Source organism: Pseudomonas sp. NFACC02, assembly GCF_900110765.1.
GTDB lineage: Bacteria > Pseudomonadota > Gammaproteobacteria > Pseudomonadales > Pseudomonadaceae > Aquipseudomonas.
In genome coordinates, this window is the sequence record NZ_FOEO01000001.1 from 33,091 (window position 1) to 50,303 (window position 17,213).

A 17,213-nucleotide genomic window follows, 5' to 3' on the forward strand; every position below is an offset into this window, starting at 1 on the left:
ACGTCTTTCCCCGACGGTTAACGCCCCCGTGACCGGCTCTGCGCTCACGGGGGTTCCGCGCGGGCGTCAGCAGGGTCGGCATTTTGCGGCCTGGATCACCGGCAGCTCATGGCTGATCTCGCTGCTGGCGCTGCTGCCCTTGGGTTTCGTGATTTTCATCGCGATTCAGAGCGGCTGGGACAGCATCGTCCAGCTGGTGTTTCGCCCCCGGGTCGCGGAGCTCTTGCTCAACACCTTGATGCTGGTGCTGATCACGCTGCCGCTGTGCATCGTACTGTCGGTGGCTGTGGCCTGGCTGACGGAGCGCAGCGATTTGCCGGGACGTCGGCTATGGTCTCTGCTCGCCACCGCGCCCATCGCTGTTCCGGCCTTCGTCCACAGCTACGCATGGGTCAGTCTGGTGCCCTCGATGCACGGGTTAACGGGTGCCGTGCTGGTGTCCGTGCTGGCGTACTTCCCCTTTCTTTACCTGCCCATCGCCGCCACCTTGCGGCGACTGGATCCGGCCATCGAGGACGTGGGTCAATCCCTTGGACTCAAACCGCTGTCGGTGTTTGTGCGCATCGTGTTACCGCAGCTGCGGCTGGCGATCTGCGGGGGTTCGTTGCTGATCGGACTGCACCTGCTCGCAGAGTACGGCCTGTTCGCGATGATTCGGTTTGACACCTTCACCACGGCGATTTTCGACCAGTTCCAGTCATCCTTTAACGGCCCTGCTGCGAACATGCTTGCAGGGGTATTGGCACTGCTGTGTCTGTTGTTGCTGACACTGGAGTCGGCCGCCCGAGGCCATGCGCGTTACGCCCGTGTGGGATCAGGCAGCGCACGCCAACCGCAGCTCTGGAGATTGTCGAAAACGGCCACCGTATTGTGCCTGTCATTGCCGTTTAGCCTGTCTGCGCTGGCGCTGGGGGTGCCGCTTATGACCTTGGCGAAATGGCTGATCGCCGGTGGCAGCGAAGCCTGGCAGCAAGACGGGTTGCTGGACGCTGTGCAGCAAACCCTGATGCTGGCGTCCGTCGGCGCGGTCTTGATCACAGCCGCTGCGTTCCCCATCGCCTGGCTGTCGATTCGCGCACCCAGTCGTTTCAACCGCCTGATGGAAAGCTGCAACTACATCACCAGTTCGTTGCCGGGCATCGTGGTCGCGCTGGCGCTGGTGACCATCACCATCAAGGTGGCACGACCGATCTATCAGACCGTGATCACCGTACTGCTGGCGTACCTGCTGATGTTCCTGCCCCGCGCCTTGGTCAGTCTGCGCGCGGGCATTGCCCAGGCACCGGTCGAGCTGGAGAACATCGCACGCAGCCTCGGCCGCACGCCGACTCAAACCCTCTGGCTGATCACCTTGCGTCTGGCCGCGCCCGGCGCAGCAGCCGGCGCCGCGCTGGTGTTTCTGGCCATCACCAATGAGCTGACCGCCACCCTGCTTCTGTCGCCCAGCGGCACACGCACCCTGGCGACCGGATTCTGGGCCATGACCAGTGAGATCGACTATGCCGCCGCCGCGCCGTATGCGCTGATTATGGTTCTGCTGTCGTTACCGCTGACCGCCCTTCTCTATCACCAATCCAAACGTACGGCAGGCCGATGAACGCTCTTGAGCTGCACGCGCTTTATAAATCCTTCGGTCATGTGCCGGCACTGAACAACGTCAGCCTGTCAATTCCTGCAGGCAGTCGCACCGCCATTGTCGGCCCGTCAGGATCGGGCAAGACCACGTTATTGAGGATGATCGCAGGCTTTGAATTCCCGGACCGCGGACGCATTGCCCTGCAGGGCGACTGGATGGTCGATGAAACCCGCGCGGTTCCGGCGCACCTGCGCAACATCGGCTATGTACCGCAGGATGGTGCGTTGTTCCCTCACCTGTCGGTGGCTGCCAACATCGGTTTCGGCCTGTCGGGTGATCGCACGCTCAGACGCCGGCGCATTACCGAATTGCTGGAGATGGTTTCGCTCGATGAGTCAATGGGCGAACGTTGGCCACATGAACTCTCGGGCGGTCAGCAGCAGCGTGTCGCGCTGGCCCGGGCATTGGCGCAAAATCCCGGCATCATGCTCCTCGATGAGCCTTTTTCGGCGCTCGACACCGGCCTGCGCAGCAGCATGCGCAAGGCGGTCAGCAAACTGTTGTCGGACGCGGGCATCACCACGATCCTGGTGACTCACGATCAAGCGGAGGCGCTGTCATTTGCCGATCAACTGGCGGTCATGCGTCAAGGCAGACTGGTGCAGGCAGGGTCCCCGATGGCTCTGTACCGCCACCCCATCGACGAGGAGACGGCTGTTTTTCTGGGCGAAGCGATCATCTTGCCTGCGTGGGTCGAGGGCGACATCGCCACCTGCGAACTGGGCTCGGTACCGGTGCTCAAACCGCGACGGCAAGGTGCCGTACAAATCCTCCTGCGTCCTGAACAACTGACCGTCGTCACCCACGACGCCACCGAGACGGGCCCCTACAGCGTCGGGCGCGTGACGGACATCGATTTCACCGGCAGCTCTTGCATCCTGACGCTGGAGCTCGCCGCCAGAACGACCGCTGGCGGCGAACAGATCCCCCATCGCACGCTCAATGTGCGCAACCCCGGCATCAACATCCCACCCCTCGGCAGTACCGTAAGGCTGTCGACGGCAGGCGAGGCCCATGTGCTGTGACGGTGGTGATCAAACCCTGATCGGACGCAACACCAGCATCACCACCGCACACGCCGCCATCAGCACACAGGTGGCAATGAACACGACCGGCATGCCGAAATGGCCACCCAGGTAACCACCGGTCAGCGGACCGAGCACCTGACCGACGTATTGGCTCGAGGTCGAATAACCCAACATGCGGCCGGCCACGATGTCCGGGACCGAATGACGAATGATGGCGGCGATACACGGCAGCAGACCGCCCAATGCGATCCCCATGAGAAAGCGCAGCACCACCAACTGCCATTCATTACTGACGAATGCTTGCGGGATCAGCAGTACGGCCGCCGCGCTCAGGCACCCGATCACCACCTTCCAGTGGCCAATACGGTCCGCCAGTTTGCCAATGCGCGACGCCGACAACACGCTGGCCAAGGCGGTTGCCGACATCACCATACCTGCCATCAACGTCACGTTCTTTGTGTGCAACTGGATCAGGTAAACGGTAATGATGGGCTCGATGGACATGATCGAGAACATCACCAGGCACGCGACCACGAACATCGTGATAACCGGCTTTCTGTCCGGAATCACATCCCACGCACGTACGGTTACCGGCTTCGGTGCTCCAGCAACACGCTTGGGACGCGGCGTTTCTTTCATCAGAAACAAGGTGGCCAGAAAGGTCAGGAAGATCACCCCGCCGGCCAGAAAGAACGTGTTGCGTATGCCGATCAGAGGCGGCAGAAGCCCGCCAATCATCGGGCCGGTGAGGTTACCCGCCATGATTCCCGACGAGAGCATACCGAGCGCCCAGCCGGAGCGCTCTTTGGGCGTCTGGGTCGCCACCAGGATCGTTGCCCCTGAGGCGTAGCCGCCCAACAGGCCGGCCAACAGGCGCAAGCCCACCAATTGGTAGATGTTTTCTGCCAGACCAATCAGCGACATCGCGATGGCCATCCCGAGGCTGGCGCGGATCAACATCAGTTTGCGCCCATAGCGATCGCCCAACCGTCCCCAGAGCGGTGCCGTGAGCGCTGCCGACAGAAACGTCGCACCGAACGCCACGCCCGACCATTGCACAATGGCCGCAGGATCGCTGACACCAAGGTGCTCGACGTACAGGGGCAGGAACGGCAGCAAGAGCGTCATGGCAATGATCGTGGTGAACGCGCCGAGCACGCAGACCGCAAGGTTGCGTTTCCAGTAGTGCTCGGCAACGGACGGGGCGACAGCAGACGCTTGTGAAGTGGCGGGTGGAGGCTGAACGCTCATGTCAGATCCTTTGGTGTGTTATCCGCCTACAGTAGAGGTGAACTCTACATAAATAAAATTCATGTTTTTTATAATGTGGATTCCGTAAAGGAATACGGCTACGAGGCGCTTTCTGTTTATTACACCCGTGTTACACGCAAATTTTTCACAGCGCCTTCACTCCCGCTCTACCTCCCGATCCGTAACGTAGCGCTCATCGAATCCTCACGCATGGGCGCCCTCGTGCCCCTGCGTCTTCATGCGTAGAACGGGTATCAGGTGACACCAATGTCCAAGTTCTCAATCCGGTGGCCTGTGGCGCTCAAACGAGACCGCCATCGTTCGCGTCGGTGGCTCATCCTGGCCATCGTGCTGATGGTCACCATGACCACGGGGTTTATTGTCTGGCCGATGTCGCCGCCCATTCTGGATCTGAGGCATCCACGTTCAGCGGACATCGTCAGCCTGATGAACCACTGGCGCCAGGGCGATCTGGTCGTGCTAATCCGGCATGGTGAGCGGTGCGACCGCTCCAGCCATGAATGCCTGGGACTGGCCGACGGAATCACCCGGCTTGGCAGCGAGGAATCACAGCAGTTAGGTCGATCCTTCGCACAGTGGGGGCTGGAAAGCACTGACATCATGCACAGCCCGATTACCCGGACAGTACAGACCGCCCGGTTCATGTTTGACACCCGATCCGTCAGCCAGCAATGGTTGGCCGATTGCGGGAAGACGATGCGTGACGATGTGCTGTCCCACAAACAGGCCCGACACAATCTGATCCTGGTCACCCACAGCGGCTGCATCAGTGATTTTGAAAAACAGATCGGTTTCAAACATGCCGCGATGAGCGAATACGACAGCTCGCTGTTCGTACAGGTCATGCCCGACGGCAAGCTGAACGTGCTCGGGACCGCCAACCTACCCGACTGGCCAGCGATACCGTCTGTGGGCCTCAACCCCTGAACAAGGCCGTTGGCGAGGCCGCACCGACCGCCTACACTGCGCGCACACAGTGCAGGTATGACGGAAGGTCGATGGACAAGCTGCTCGCCTTGAAAATGTTCGTAGAAACCGTCGATGCCAAAGGCTTTTCAGCCGCTGCCCGGCAATTGGGCGTAGCGACGTCCAGCGTCACGCGCATGATCGATTCCCTTGAAGCCGAGCTGGGAACGGTGCTGTTCAACCGCTCCACCCGCCAGGTGACGGTGTCCGACGCAGGCGCTGCCTACTACGCGCGCGCGCGCAAGATTCTCGAAGACGTGGCAGACGCCGACGCGACCGTGATGGACAGCGACGACGAGCCCTCGGGTCCGCTGCGCATCTCCGTCCCCACGGCTTTCGGACGAACCATCATCGCGCCGAAGCTGGGTGCACTGATGAGCCGCTACCCGCGGCTGGAACTGGACATCACCCTCACCGACAGCATCGTTGACCTGTTCAGCGAACGTGTCGACCTGTCGATCCGGCTGGGCAACGCTGCGCCCATGGACGGCGTGGTCAGCCGCCCGGTCGGCGTGTTTCGACGCCGAGTCATCGCCAGCGCGGGGTACCTTGAACTGCACGGCGAACCGCAGACCCCGGCAGACCTCTCCCGCTACGACTGCCTGCGCTTCAATTTCGGCAATCCCCAGCAGGCCTGGACTTTTCTCTCGATCGACGGAGAGACCCGCGTCTCCGTCACGGGCCGCTTCAAAAGCAACAACGCCGAAGTGCTGCGCGAACTGGCGCTGGCGGGCGCCGGCATCGCGCTGCTGCCCGACTGGCTGATCGATCAGGACATCGAAGCCGGGCGGCTGGTCGAACTGTTCGAAAACAGCCCGGCCTACCCGGACAACGCCAAAGGCGAAATCTCGGCGTTGTACCTGCCTAACCATCGCGGCTCGACGCGGGTGAAGGCGTTTATTGCGTTTATGCAGGAGATCGTGTCGAACTGACCCTCTTGCATTCAGTGCAACACCCTTTTGCGTACGCGGCGGATTCTCCGAGCACGGCAGCGGCCCTAGTGTGGTGGCACCGATCACGCCAGGAGCGCAGCCCCATGAACGACTCATCTCCCCATCCATCACCCGCGCAGGTAGGCAAAGCGTTGGTCATCGGCGGATCGCTGGGCGGGTTGTTCGCGGCGACGGCGTTGCGCGCGATCGGCTGGCAGGTCGAGGTGTTCGAACGCTCGCCCGCAGCCCTGGACAGTCGGGGCGGCGGCATCGTGCTGCAACCTGACGTGTTGAGGGCCTTCGATTTCGCCGGTATCCAGTACACCCATGCGCTGGGTGTGCGCTCCCGCCACCGGGTCTTTCTGGATGCTGCTGGCAAGATCCGTCACAACCAGCTGATGCCTCAGACCCAAACGTCCTGGAACACCCTTTACGCGGCACTGATGTCAGGTCTGCCGAGCGGGCATTACCACCGTGGGGCGACCCTGATCGACGTTCAGCAGGACGACCAAGGTGTCACCGCCACCTTCGAAGGCGGCAAGCAGGTACGAGGCGATTTACTGATTGGCGCAGATGGCGGCCACTCCACGGTCCGCAGCCTCGTGCTGCCGGATATGCAACCCGACTATTCAGGGTATCTGGTGTGGCGCGGACTGGTGGACGAACGTGATTTACCGGACCACACCAGAGACCTGCTCTACGAAAATTTCGTGTTTCAGCAAAGTCCCGAGTCGCTGATGTTGACGTACATGGTGCCCGGCGCGGACGGTTCAACCCGGGTTGGCGAACGCCGGTTCAACTGGCTCTGGTACCTGAAAGCCGCGCCCGGCGCCGAGCTGGACGCCGCGTTGACTGACCATGCGGGCCTGCGACGTCCGTATTCGGTGCCGCCGGGTGCCATGGCGCCCGCACAGGAAGCCGCCTTTCGGGCGTTGGCCAAGGGACGCATCAATCCCGCGTTTCTTGAACTGATTTGTCTCACCCACGCCATTTTCGTGCAATCGATCCTGGACCTGAAAGTCCCTCGCATGGTGTTTGACCGGGTGTTACTGACCGGCGATGCCGCGTTCATTCCAAGGCCACACACTGCAGGAAGTACGGCCAAAGCGGCGGCCAATGCGGTGGCCCTGGCCCAGGCACTCAACCATCAACCTGACGTGCGCAAGGCGCTTGATACGTGGCAGCGCGATCAATTACGCGAAGGCGCGCAGATGGTCGACTGGGGCATCTCGATGGGCAACCGGATCATGGGGATCGACCCGCTTTCCACACGGTGACGCGTGCGGCGAACACTCGTCAGCGCCCCGCCCCCGCGGGGCTTTTTTTTGACTGTCTTAAATAGCGTCTGAGCCTTCAACGTTGCGCAAAATGCGATGCACCGTTGCGCCGACGACCGATTCTCCCGCCGCGCCCTAACGCCTACCGTAGACCCATCGACTACCCCCTTCGAGACTGCGAGGCAACCATCATGAAACTGTTTACCCCCATCAAACTTGGCAACCTGACGCTCAACCATCGCGTGGCCATGGCGCCGCTCACCCGCTCCCGTGCCGGTCAACCCGGCAACGTGCCGACCCCGATGAACGTCGAGTATTACCGCCAGCGCGCCTCCGCAGCGTTGATCGTCACCGAAGCCACGCAGATTTCGCAGCAGGGCCAGGGGTATGCCTGGACACCCGGCATCCACAGCGCTGAACAGGTGGCTGGCTGGAAACAGGTCAGTGATGCGGTGCATGCCGAGGGCGGGCGGATCTTTCTGCAGTTGTGGCATGTCGGCCGCGTCTCGCACCCCGTGTTTCAGCCTGCGGGCGGGTTGCCCGTAGCGCCAAGCGCCCTGCCGGTTCCGGGCAAGACGTTTATCATCGATGAGCACGGCAACGGCGTCTGGGGCGATGTCCCGGTCCCGCAAGCCCTGACCGTCGACGGCATTCAAGCGATTATCGAGGACTACCGCGTCGCGGCGCGTAACGCGCTGCTGGCAGGCATGGACGGCGTCGAGATTCACGCCGGCAATGGCTATCTGCTGGATCAGTTCATTAACTCGGCGAGTAATCACCGCACCGATGAATACGGCGGCTCCCTGGAGAAGCGCGCACGACTGGTCCTGGAGGTCACTCGCGCAGTCGTTGAGGAAGTCGGGGCGGATCGCGTTGCCGTGCGACTCACGCCGATGGGACGCTTCATGGGCATGGGCGATGAGACCCCGGAAGAAACCTTCAGCTACATCGTGCGCCAGCTCGACACCTTGAACCTTGCCTACCTGCATCTGGTGGAACCGGCCATGGTCGGCACCGTGCGCGACGAGCAATTCGATCCACGCTGGGACGCCATCATTGAGCGTCTGCGCAGCGAGTTCAAAGGCGTGCTGATGTTGGCCGGCGGTTACGATCAACACACCGCCGAACGTGCCTTGCAGGATGGCCGCGCGGACCTGATCGCTTTTGGTCGCCCGTTCATTGCTAACCCCGACCTGCCAGCGCGCCTGCGGGGAGACCACCCGCTGAACCCCGCCGATGGCAGCAGCTTTTTCGGCGGCGACGCACGCGGCTACATCGACTATCCGGCACTGGCCTGATGCCTTTACCGAAACAGCAGGCCGCGTTGTGAGCATCATTGAACATGATGACGCCTATCGACAGACAATATTTCAGGACAGATAGAGACGCTACTTAGAATAACGCCATCAGCAAGCCCTTCCGTCATTGCCGCTGGCGTTGTCGCCTCGTTGGAGCCCGTCATGAAATACGCACTGTTTGCCGCGTTATCAATGTTCAGTCTGTTCGCATCGGCCGAAGACATTGCCAGCCAGACCGCCGCCACAGCGGCCCAGGACGTCCAGTACGATTACACACAGGACCTGGACATCGCCAAGGTCGTGAGAATCAGCAACGCCAGCTCAGCGAACAACGCCTGTGGCCCGGTCAAGGCTCAAATGGAATACGTCGACAGCAAGGGGATCTCTCATAAACTTGAGTACACCCGGCTGGGCGATGAATGTGATAACGGCTAAAAGTGGCTGGTCGACGTGTCGATGACCGCTTTTTCGGTCATACGCTTCCCTGCCCCACCATCAGCATCAGTGCGTCTCGTTTGGCCAACAAATGCTGCCTCAGGATGGCACTCAAGCGTTTCCCGTCCCGCGCTTCCAGCGCCTGAATCATCTCTTCATGATCATGCAGCGCGCGGTCCCACTTGGGTAATTGCAGATTCGAGCGAAACCGCAATGCCTGTATCCGCCAGTTCAAGGCCATGTACGTCTGGCGCAATGCCGAATTGCGTGCAGCAAGATTGATCAGATCGTGAATGGCCCGGTTACGCTGGTAATAGCCAGGCAGGTCATTCTGGTTTTTGCACACGACCATCGCGTAATGCAGTGCTTTGATTTCGTCCAGCTCATCAGCGGTGATGCGTTCGCACGCCAGTTCGCCAGCGAAGGCTTCCAGGCCGCTCATCAGCTCAAACGCTTCACGAATCTCCAATTCCGACATACGGGCGACGCTGGCGCCACGATTGGGCGAGATGTCGATAAGGCCTTCAGCTTCCAGAACCTTCAACGCTTCTCGCAAGGGCGTCCGTGAAATACCGAGGGTTTCGCAAAGCTCGCGCTCGTTCAGCTTGGTACCCGCGCTCAAAGTACCTTCAATGATGAAGCTGCGCAGGTGCTCTACCACGGTGTCATGAAGACGTTGACGCTCCAGCTTGGGCAGTTGCTTTACGCCTTCCATGGACATCGCGACTTCTGGATCTTGCATACAAAGTCCTCACAGTGATGCTCGGATACTAAGACAAAATGTCGACCTTTGCGGCGGAAAATAGCGGTATTACCGTCTTCCGCCCATGCATTTGACGTGCGCCAAACCACTGCTAATGTATTTTGCATTCAAAATACAAAAACAGAGGCATGCCCCTATGAAGCTCGATTTCCACCCTGCCGGTCGTCACTTTCTGCAAATTCCTGGGCCCAGTCCGGTCCCGGACCGCATTCTGCGCGCCATGAGCTACCCCACCATCGACCACCGGGGCCCTGAGTTCGGCGAGTTGGGGCTCAAGGTGCTAACGGGGATCAAACAGATTTTCAAGACCACTCAACCCGTGATCATCTATCCGGCCTCCGGCACAGGTGCTTGGGAAGCGGCTCTGTGCAACACGCTGAGTGCAGGTGACAAGGTTCTGATGTTCGAGACGGGCCACTTCGCCACGCTATGGAAGAAAATGGCCGAAAGCCTGGGCATCGAGCCGGAGTTCCTGGGCTTGCCAGGCATCGAAGGCTGGCGCCATGGGGTCGACGCGAATAGGATCGAGGCGCGCTTGCGCACCGACACCGCCCACAGCATCAAAGCCGTGTGTGTGGTCCACAATGAAACCAGTACCGGCGTGACGTCTGACATCGCCTCCGTGCGCAAGGCCATCGACGCTGCCGGGCACCCTGCTCTACTGCTGGTCGACACGATCTCCGGACTGGCCTCGGCGGATTATCGTCATGACGAATGGGGTGTGGACGTGACGGTGTCGGGTTCGCAGAAGGGCCTGATGCTGCCGCCAGGCATTAGCTTCAACGCTGTCTCCGCCAAAGCCGTCGCCGCCAGTAAAACTGCGCGTTTGCCGCGCAGCTTTTGGGCATGGGACGAGATTATCGAGATGAACAAGACCGGTTACTGGCCGTACACCCCCAATACTAACCTGCTGTACGGGCTGTCCGAAGCGCTGGACATGATCCTGGGCGAAGGTCTGGACAATGTGTTTGCCCGCCACAATCGTCTGGCGCAAGCCTGCCGGACGGCGGTCAACGCCTGGGGTTTGCCGATCCAGTGCGCGGACCCGTCGGTTTACAGCCCCGTACTGACCGGTGTGATGACGCCCGACGGCATCGACGCCGATCAGGTGCGCAAGGTCATCTACGAACGCTTCGACATGTCGCTGGGGACCGGACTCGGCAAAATGAAAGGCCGCATGTTCCGCATCGGTCACCTGGGTGACTGCAACGACCTGACCTTGATGGCGACCCTGGCCGGTTGTGAGATGGGCCTGCAAATGGCAGGGGTGAAACTCAGCGGCAGCGGCGTGGCCGCAGCCATGGATTTCATCGGCTCGCAGAACTTGCCTTTCCAGCGATAAAAGCCTTTCAAGCGGCAACTCACTTGTCGCTTGAGCCTTGCAACCTGTTACTGCTTCTGCCCTATCCCGACTCACGCGCCCTTGGCGCGAACAATAAGAAACTGGAGATAGCGTCATGAAACTGTTCCGCCTTCGCCCCACGAGCATGGTGCTGCTCATGCTCTGCGTCATGTATTTCGTCACCTACCTGGACCGCGTCAATGTGAGCACGGCCGCCTCTGGATTCGGCACGGAGTTCGGCCTGTCCAATACACAAATCGGCCTGGTGTTTTCTGCGTTCGCTTACCCGTACCTGGTATTCCAGATCATCGGCGGCTGGATCAGCGATAAGTATGGCGCGCGCCGGACGCTGATTTTCTGCGGCGCACTCTGGGGGCTCGCGACCGTGCTCACCGGTTTCGCTGGCGGCCTGTTCTCGCTGCTCGCGGCGCGCTTGCTGCTCGGTCTGGGTGAAGGCGCCACCTTCCCTGCGGCCACAGCGGCCATGTCACGCTGGGTCGCCCAGGAGAAACGCGGCTTCGCCCAAGGCATTACGCACTCGGCAGCCCGTATCGGCAATGCCGTGGCCCCCGCGGCCGTGGTGGCAATCATGGCCGCGTACAGTTGGCGCGCAGCGTTCTTCGTCTGCGGCGCGATCAGCCTGCTCTGGGTCGTGCTCTGGGCGTTCGTCTTTACCGAGCACCCGAAGGATCATCCGCGTATCACTCAGGCAGAACTGGCGCTGCTGCCGCCCCCCAAACCCAAGCCACCGAAAGTGCCATGGACACCGCTCTTCAAGCGCATGTTTCCGGTGACGATCGTTTACTTCTGCTACGGCTGGACGCTTTGGTTATTTCTGTCATGGATTCCGCAGTACTTCCTGCACAGCTACAGCATGGACCTGAAGAAATCGGCGATTTTTGCGTCGGCGGTATTCCTCGCCGGCGTGGTCGGTGACACCCTCGGCGGCCTGGTCACCGACCGTGTGCTGGTCAAGACCCAATGCCTGAAGCGCTCACGCAGCTGGATGGTCGCGATCTGCATGTTCCTGACGCTGCTCTGCGTGATCCCGGTCATGCTCAGCCACAACGTCTATGTGTCGATGGTGTGCCTGGCAGGTGGTTTCTTCTTCGCAGAAATGACCATTGGCCCGATGTGGGCGATTCCCATGGATATCGCCCCCCAGTACAGCGGCACCGCTTCCGGGATCATGAACACTGGTTCAGCGGCAGCGGCGATTCTGTCGCCCGTGGTTTCGGGCTACGTGATCGACCGCTTTGGCAGCTGGGAACTGCCCTTCGTGGGCAGTGTGGTGCTGATGGCGATCGGCGTGATTCTTGCCCTGCGGATGAAGCCCGAAGATAAATTCACGCTCCCTGAAGCACCTGTGTTGAGTCCGCTGCAGTCCACCGAGCCGTCCTCCGGGCTGAGCACCGTTTCAGCGGTTGTCAGCAAATGAGGTTAGAGTAGAGCTGCCCGCCCCACGGCTCACAGCGTTTTGGTCGTGGGGCACTTTCCATTCAATTACATGAAGGAAGTCCCGCGTGACTCAACCGTCTCACCCAGCGAACATTGCCGAACTGATCGTCAACGCCATGCGCGACGGTCAGAAACTCACCGAGATTCGTCCGGAATACGTGCCCGCCGATGCCGCCAGCGCCTACGCGCTGCAGCGGGAAATCCTGCGCCTGCGCGAGACGACCGTCGGCGGTTGGAAGGTCGGCTCCAAATCCACCCGCGGCGGCCCTATCAATGGCGCGCTGCTGCCTGAAGACGGCCTGTTCGCCAGTGGCAGTCAGGTGGAATGCATCGACTACCCGTCGCCGATTCTGGAACTGGAAATCGCCTTTCGCCTGAACCGTGAATTTGCCCCTCGCGAGCAGCCTTACTCTGACGAAGAAGTGCTGGGCAGCATCGGTTCCATGGGCGCCACCATTGAAGTGGTCTCCAGCCGTTTTGCGGCGTGGCCGAAGATCGAGCCGTTGCTGGCACTCGGCGATCTGCTCAACCATGGCGCGTTGATCGTCGGCGAATTTATCCCGTACGACGCCAGCTTTCCCTTCGTCGAACCCGCGCTGACCTTTACCTTCGCCGATGAAGACATCGTCCCGGGCGACGGTGCGAATCCTGCTGGCGACCCGCGCCGGTTGCTGCCATGGCTGGTCAATCACCACACGCAAAACGGCCAGAGCCTAACGCCGGACCTGGTGATCACGACGGGGTCGTACACCGGCATGTATGTGACCAAAGGACCGGGATTGGCGGTGGGTGAAATTCGCGGCTTGCCGCCGGTGTCGGTGGAGCTGATTTGACAGGCCGCGCGCCGCTTGAACAGCGATCCGTCGGCTGTATACCTCCCCTGTTGGAGTGAGCTTGCTCGCGAATGCGTCGGTCAATTCGATACAGGTGTCTATCGTCTGCCCGTCAGTCTTCGCGAGCAAGCTCGCTCCCACAGAGGGAAGTCTTTCCTCAATGTCGGGAACCAAAAGCCTATCTAACCCTGCTTCCAATACCCCGGCCGGTTGTACACCTCTTTGAGAAACGCAATAAAAAACCGCACCTTTGCCGGCAGGTAATGTTGCTGCGGGTACACACCCTGGATGTCATAGCTGGGCAATGCGAACTCATCCAGTACCGTCACCAATGCGCCACTCTCGATTTCGTTCTGAATCTCCCACGTTGAACGCCAACACAGGCCAAGGCCACGCTTGGCCCAGTCGTACAGCAACTCCCCGTCGTTGCAGTACAGATTCCCGGCCACCTTGATCGCCACCTGTTTGCCGTCGCGCAGAAATGTCCAGCCACGATGCTGTCCGCCCTGAAGGTTGAATGACAGGCAATTGTGCTCGGCCAGGTCCTCCAGCGCCCGTGGAAACCCGTGTTCGACGAAATACTGCGGCGAGCCGCAGACCACGCGTTTGTTGGCGTACAGCTTGATGGCCACGTAGTTGGGGTCGAGCACCTCACCGATGCGGATGCTCATGTCATACCCCTCACGCACCAGGTCGACCACGTTGTCCGTAAGGTTGAACGACAGTTGCAAGTCCGGAAAGCGCGCCTGGAATTCCGGCGCATGGGGCGCCACATGCTGACGCCCGAAACCTGCCGGGGCCGACACCACCAGATGGCCACGCACACTGCTTTCGTTTTCGCTGATGCTCGCATCCAGTTCTTCGAACGACTGCAGCACCTGTCTGGCGCTTTCCAGATAGGAATCACCCGCGTCGGTCAGGGTCAGGCCGCGCGTTGACCGGTGAATCAGCTTCACCCCCAGCCGCGCCTCAAGTGCACTGAGCCGCCTCCCCATGATGACCGGTGTCACGCCTTCAACCAGCGCCGCCGCTGCGAAGCTGCCGTGGGTGGCCACCAGCACGTAGCTGCGCAGCTCTGTGTAACGATCCATTCGATACTCCTGATACCGACAGAACTGCCAAAAGCAGCCATTCACAAAAACTTCGATTCAAATCACGCTGACTGCGTACAAAAACTACAGAACCAAATACAAAAACTATCGAGTTCAGGAGACTAACAAATGCCCCTCATGAGAGCCATCGAAGCTGCCGTTCTGGTGATGCGTCGCGAAGGGGTCGATACCGCGTTCGGTATCCCCGGCGCTGCCATCAATCCGTTGTACGCCGCATTCAAGAAACTCGGCGGCATCGATCACGTGCTGGCGCGCCACGTCGAAGGCGCCTCGCATATGGCCGAGGGTTACACCCGCGCAATCGCGGGCAACATCGGCGTCTGCATCGGAACGTCCGGCCCTGCCGGCACTGACATGATCACCGGCCTGTACTCCGCCTCCGCCGACTCGATCCCGATTCTCTGCATCACCGGGCAAGCGCCCCGTGCCCGTATGCACAAAGAAGATTTCCAGGCGGTCGACATCGCCAGCATCGCGTCGCCGGTCGCCAAGTGGGCGACGACCGTCATGGAGCCGGGCCAGGTGCCTTACGTGTTTCAGAAAGCTTTTCAGCTTATGCGCAGCGGTCGCCCCGGCCCGGTATTGATCGACCTGCCGTTCGACGTGCAGATGGCTGAAATCGAATTCGACATCGACGCGTATGAGCCGCTGCCGGTCGTCAAGCCACAAGCCAGTCGCAACCAGATCGAAAAAGCGCTGGCCATGCTCAACGCGTCCGAGCGCCCGTTGATCGTCGCCGGTGGCGGCATCATCAATGCCGATGCCTCGGATGCGCTGGTGGAATTCGCCGAACTGACCGGCATCCCGGTGATCCCGACCTTGATGGGCTGGGGCGCGATTCCGGACGACCATCCGCAGATGGCAGGCATGGTCGGGCTGCAGACGTCTCATCGCTATGGCAACGCCACGATGTTGGCGTCGGACATGGTGCTCGGCATCGGTAACCGCTGGGCGAACCGGCACACCGGCACCGTTTCGGTGTACAGCGAAGGCCGCACGTTTATCCACGTCGACATTGAGCCGACGCAGATCGGCCGCGTGCTGACGCCAGACCTTGGCATCGTGTCAGACGCGGGCGCGGCACTGGCGATGTTCCTTGAGGTGGCCCGCGAATGGCACACCGCTGGCAAGCTCAAAGACCGCAGTACGTGGCTCGCCAGTTGCCAGGAACGCAAGCGCACGATGCAGCGCAAGACGCACTACGACAACATTCCGGTCAAGCCCCAACGTGTCTACGAAGAGATGAACCAGTACTTCGGCAAGGACACCTGCTACGTCAGCACCATCGGCCTGTCGCAGATCGCCGGCGCGCAGTTCCTGCATGTCTACAAGCCGCGTCACTGGATCAACTGCGGCCAGGCCGGTCCGCTCGGCTGGACCATTCCGGCTGCACTGGGTGTGGCGAAAGCAGATCCGGGTCGCAAGGTCGTTGCGCTGTCCGGCGACTATGACTTCCAGTTCATGATCGAAGAACTGGCCGTCGGTGCGCAGTTCAATCTGCCGTACATCCACGTTGTGGTGAACAACTCGTACCTGGGGCTGATCCGTCAGGCACAGCGCAACTTCGACATCGATTACTGCGTGCAACTGGCGTTCGACAACATCAACGCACCGGAACTGGAAGGTTATGGCGTCGACCATGTTGCGGTCGCCGAGGGCCTGGGGTGCAAGGCGATCCGGGTCAGCGATCCGTCACACATCCAGGCCGCCCTCGCCGAAGCGTCCAGCCTGATGCAGCAGTACAGCGTCCCGGTGGTCGTCGAAATCATTCTCGAGCGTGTGACCAATATCGCCATGGGCACCGAGATCAACGCGATCAACGAATTCGAATCGCTGGCCGGACACCGCGACGACGCACCGACCGCCATCAGCCTGCTGGACTGATCGGCGCCCCTCAATACGAGCGAGAACAAGGAACCCACCATGCCCCGTTTATGCGCCAACCTGTCGATGCTCTTCACCGAGCTGGACTTCCTGCAACGCTTCGAAGCCGCCGCCAACGCGGGCTTCAGCGGTGTCGAGTACCTGTTTCCGTACGACTTCAGCTCGGCGCAGATCAAGGCCGAACTGGAGGCCAACGGCCTGACTCAAGTGCTGTTCAACCTGCCCGCTGGAGACTGGGCCAAAGGCGAGCGCGGCATCGCCTGCCATCCTGACCGGGTCGAAGAGTTCTACGCCGGCGTCGACCTGGCAATTGCCTACGCCAAAGTGCTGGGCAACACCCAGGTCAACTGCCTGGCGGGGATCAAGCCACAAGGCTTCGACGATGCGCTGATCGAAAAGACCTTCATCGACAACCTTAAATACGCGGCGGACAAGCTGCAGGCCCAAGGCATCGATCTGGTCATGGAAATGATCAACACCCTCGACATTCCCGGTTTCTACCTCAACACCACGGCGCAGGCGCTGGACATTCGCGAGAAAGTCGGCAGCCGCAATCTGTCATTGCAATACGACATCTATCACATGCAGATCATGGAGGGTGACCTGGCCCGGACGATGGAAAAGCACTTGCCGGTGATTCGCCATGTGCAACTGGCGGACAACCCCGGTCGCCACGAACCCGGTACTGGAGAGATCAACTACGGCTTCCTGCTCGGGCATCTGGACACGCTGGGTTATCGCGGATGGGTCGGTTGCGAGTACAAGCCGCTGACGACCACCGAAGCGGGCCTGGGGTGGCTGAAAACCCACAACTTGATCTGAACACACTCGCCGCTCTAACCGAAAACCACATCCTGTAGGAGCGTGGCTTGTCCCGCGATCTGCTGCGAAGCGGCAGTAAAACCTCATCGTGCGGTGTGCCAGACGCACATCGCACCCTGATTTACGACCGGTTCCCAGTCGATCGCGGGACAAGC

The 17,213-nt window shown here is 60.7% G+C and carries 15 protein-coding genes; 12 read left to right on the top strand and 3 right to left on the bottom strand.

Translation table 11 applies throughout. The features are described from left to right. The first annotated feature begins 28 nt into the window (after positions 1-28). The gene (locus BMY73_RS00155; protein WP_092404060.1) at positions 29-1,597 is read left to right on the top strand and encodes an ABC transporter permease; all 1,569 of its coding nucleotides are present in this window, start codon (positions 29-31) and stop codon (positions 1,595-1,597) included. Continuing rightward, the gene (locus BMY73_RS00160; protein WP_092404062.1) at positions 1,594-2,661 is read left to right on the top strand and encodes an ABC transporter ATP-binding protein; all 1,068 of its coding nucleotides are present in this window, start codon (positions 1,594-1,596) and stop codon (positions 2,659-2,661) included. The genes BMY73_RS00155 and BMY73_RS00160 overlap by 4 nt, the downstream gene beginning before the upstream one ends. A 9-nt stretch (positions 2,662-2,670) precedes the next feature. Here the strand turns inward: BMY73_RS00160 and BMY73_RS00165 are convergent, their stop codons facing one another. Next, a complete protein-coding gene (locus BMY73_RS00165; protein WP_092404064.1) occupies positions 2,671-3,915 on the bottom strand; it encodes an MFS transporter in 1,245 nt (414 codons plus the stop codon). Between the two features lie 267 nt (positions 3,916-4,182). Here BMY73_RS00165 and BMY73_RS00170 point away from each other — a divergent pair, with 267 nt between their 5' ends. The 5 genes from BMY73_RS00170 (at position 4,183) to BMY73_RS00190 (ending at position 8,844) form a co-directional block, all read left to right on the top strand. Then, the gene (locus BMY73_RS00170) at positions 4,183-4,863 is read left to right on the top strand and encodes a lipopolysaccharide core heptose(II)-phosphate phosphatase PmrG (protein WP_092404068.1); all 681 of its coding nucleotides are present in this window, start codon (positions 4,183-4,185) and stop codon (positions 4,861-4,863) included. Between the two features lie 71 nt (positions 4,864-4,934). Beyond that, entirely contained in the window at positions 4,935-5,834 is a 900-nt protein-coding gene (locus BMY73_RS00175) for a LysR family transcriptional regulator (protein ID WP_092404069.1), read from the top strand. Between the two features lie 104 nt (positions 5,835-5,938). Beyond that, positions 5,939-7,111: an FAD binding domain-containing protein gene (locus tag BMY73_RS00180; RefSeq protein ID WP_092404070.1), complete on the top strand. Its 1,173-nt coding sequence runs from the start codon at positions 5,939-5,941 to the stop codon at positions 7,109-7,111. Positions 7,112-7,302: 191 nt separating this feature from the next. Next, positions 7,303-8,409 carry an alkene reductase gene (locus BMY73_RS00185; RefSeq protein WP_092404072.1) on the top strand — a complete coding sequence of 369 codons (1,107 nt, stop codon included), beginning with the start codon at positions 7,303-7,305 and terminating at the stop codon, positions 8,407-8,409. A gap of 162 nt (positions 8,410-8,571) precedes the next feature. After that, complete coding sequence (locus BMY73_RS00190) at positions 8,572-8,844, top strand: DUF2790 domain-containing protein (protein ID WP_092404074.1); 273 nt, start codon at positions 8,572-8,574, stop codon at positions 8,842-8,844. A 37-nt stretch (positions 8,845-8,881) separates the two neighbouring features. Here BMY73_RS00190 and BMY73_RS00195 read toward each other — a convergent pair whose 3' ends face one another. Further along, complete coding sequence (locus BMY73_RS00195; protein WP_092404076.1) at positions 8,882-9,586, bottom strand: GntR family transcriptional regulator; 705 nt, start codon at positions 9,584-9,586, stop codon at positions 8,882-8,884. A gap of 157 nt (positions 9,587-9,743) precedes the next feature. Here BMY73_RS00195 and BMY73_RS00200 point away from each other — a divergent pair, with 157 nt between their 5' ends. The 3 genes from BMY73_RS00200 to BMY73_RS00210 all read left to right on the top strand — a co-directional run bounded on the left by BMY73_RS00200 (position 9,744) and on the right by BMY73_RS00210 (position 13,240). Then, positions 9,744-10,949: a pyridoxal-phosphate-dependent aminotransferase family protein gene (locus tag BMY73_RS00200; protein ID WP_092404078.1), complete on the top strand. Its 1,206-nt coding sequence runs from the start codon at positions 9,744-9,746 to the stop codon at positions 10,947-10,949. A 115-nt stretch (positions 10,950-11,064) separates the two neighbouring features. Then, on the top strand, positions 11,065-12,387 hold the full coding sequence (locus BMY73_RS00205; RefSeq protein WP_092404080.1) for an MFS transporter: 1,323 nt from the start codon (positions 11,065-11,067) through the stop codon (positions 12,385-12,387). A gap of 85 nt (positions 12,388-12,472) precedes the next feature. Continuing rightward, a complete protein-coding gene (locus tag BMY73_RS00210) occupies positions 12,473-13,240 on the top strand; it encodes a 2-keto-4-pentenoate hydratase (protein WP_092404082.1) in 768 nt (255 codons plus the stop codon). A 182-nt stretch (positions 13,241-13,422) separates the two neighbouring features. Here the strand turns inward: BMY73_RS00210 and BMY73_RS00215 are convergent, their stop codons facing one another. Beyond that, on the bottom strand, positions 13,423-14,331 hold the full coding sequence (locus BMY73_RS00215) for a LysR family transcriptional regulator (protein ID WP_092404084.1): 909 nt from the start codon (positions 14,329-14,331) through the stop codon (positions 13,423-13,425). A gap of 129 nt (positions 14,332-14,460) precedes the next feature. Between BMY73_RS00215 and gcl the strand changes: the two genes are divergently transcribed. Next, positions 14,461-16,236 carry a glyoxylate carboligase gene (gene gcl, locus BMY73_RS00220; RefSeq protein ID WP_092404093.1) on the top strand — a complete coding sequence of 592 codons (1,776 nt, stop codon included), beginning with the start codon at positions 14,461-14,463 and terminating at the stop codon, positions 16,234-16,236. Positions 16,237-16,275: 39 nt separating this feature from the next. After that, entirely contained in the window at positions 16,276-17,058 is a 783-nt protein-coding gene (hyi, locus tag BMY73_RS00225; RefSeq protein ID WP_092404095.1) for a hydroxypyruvate isomerase, read from the top strand. The last annotated feature ends 155 nt before the right edge of the window (positions 17,059-17,213 follow it).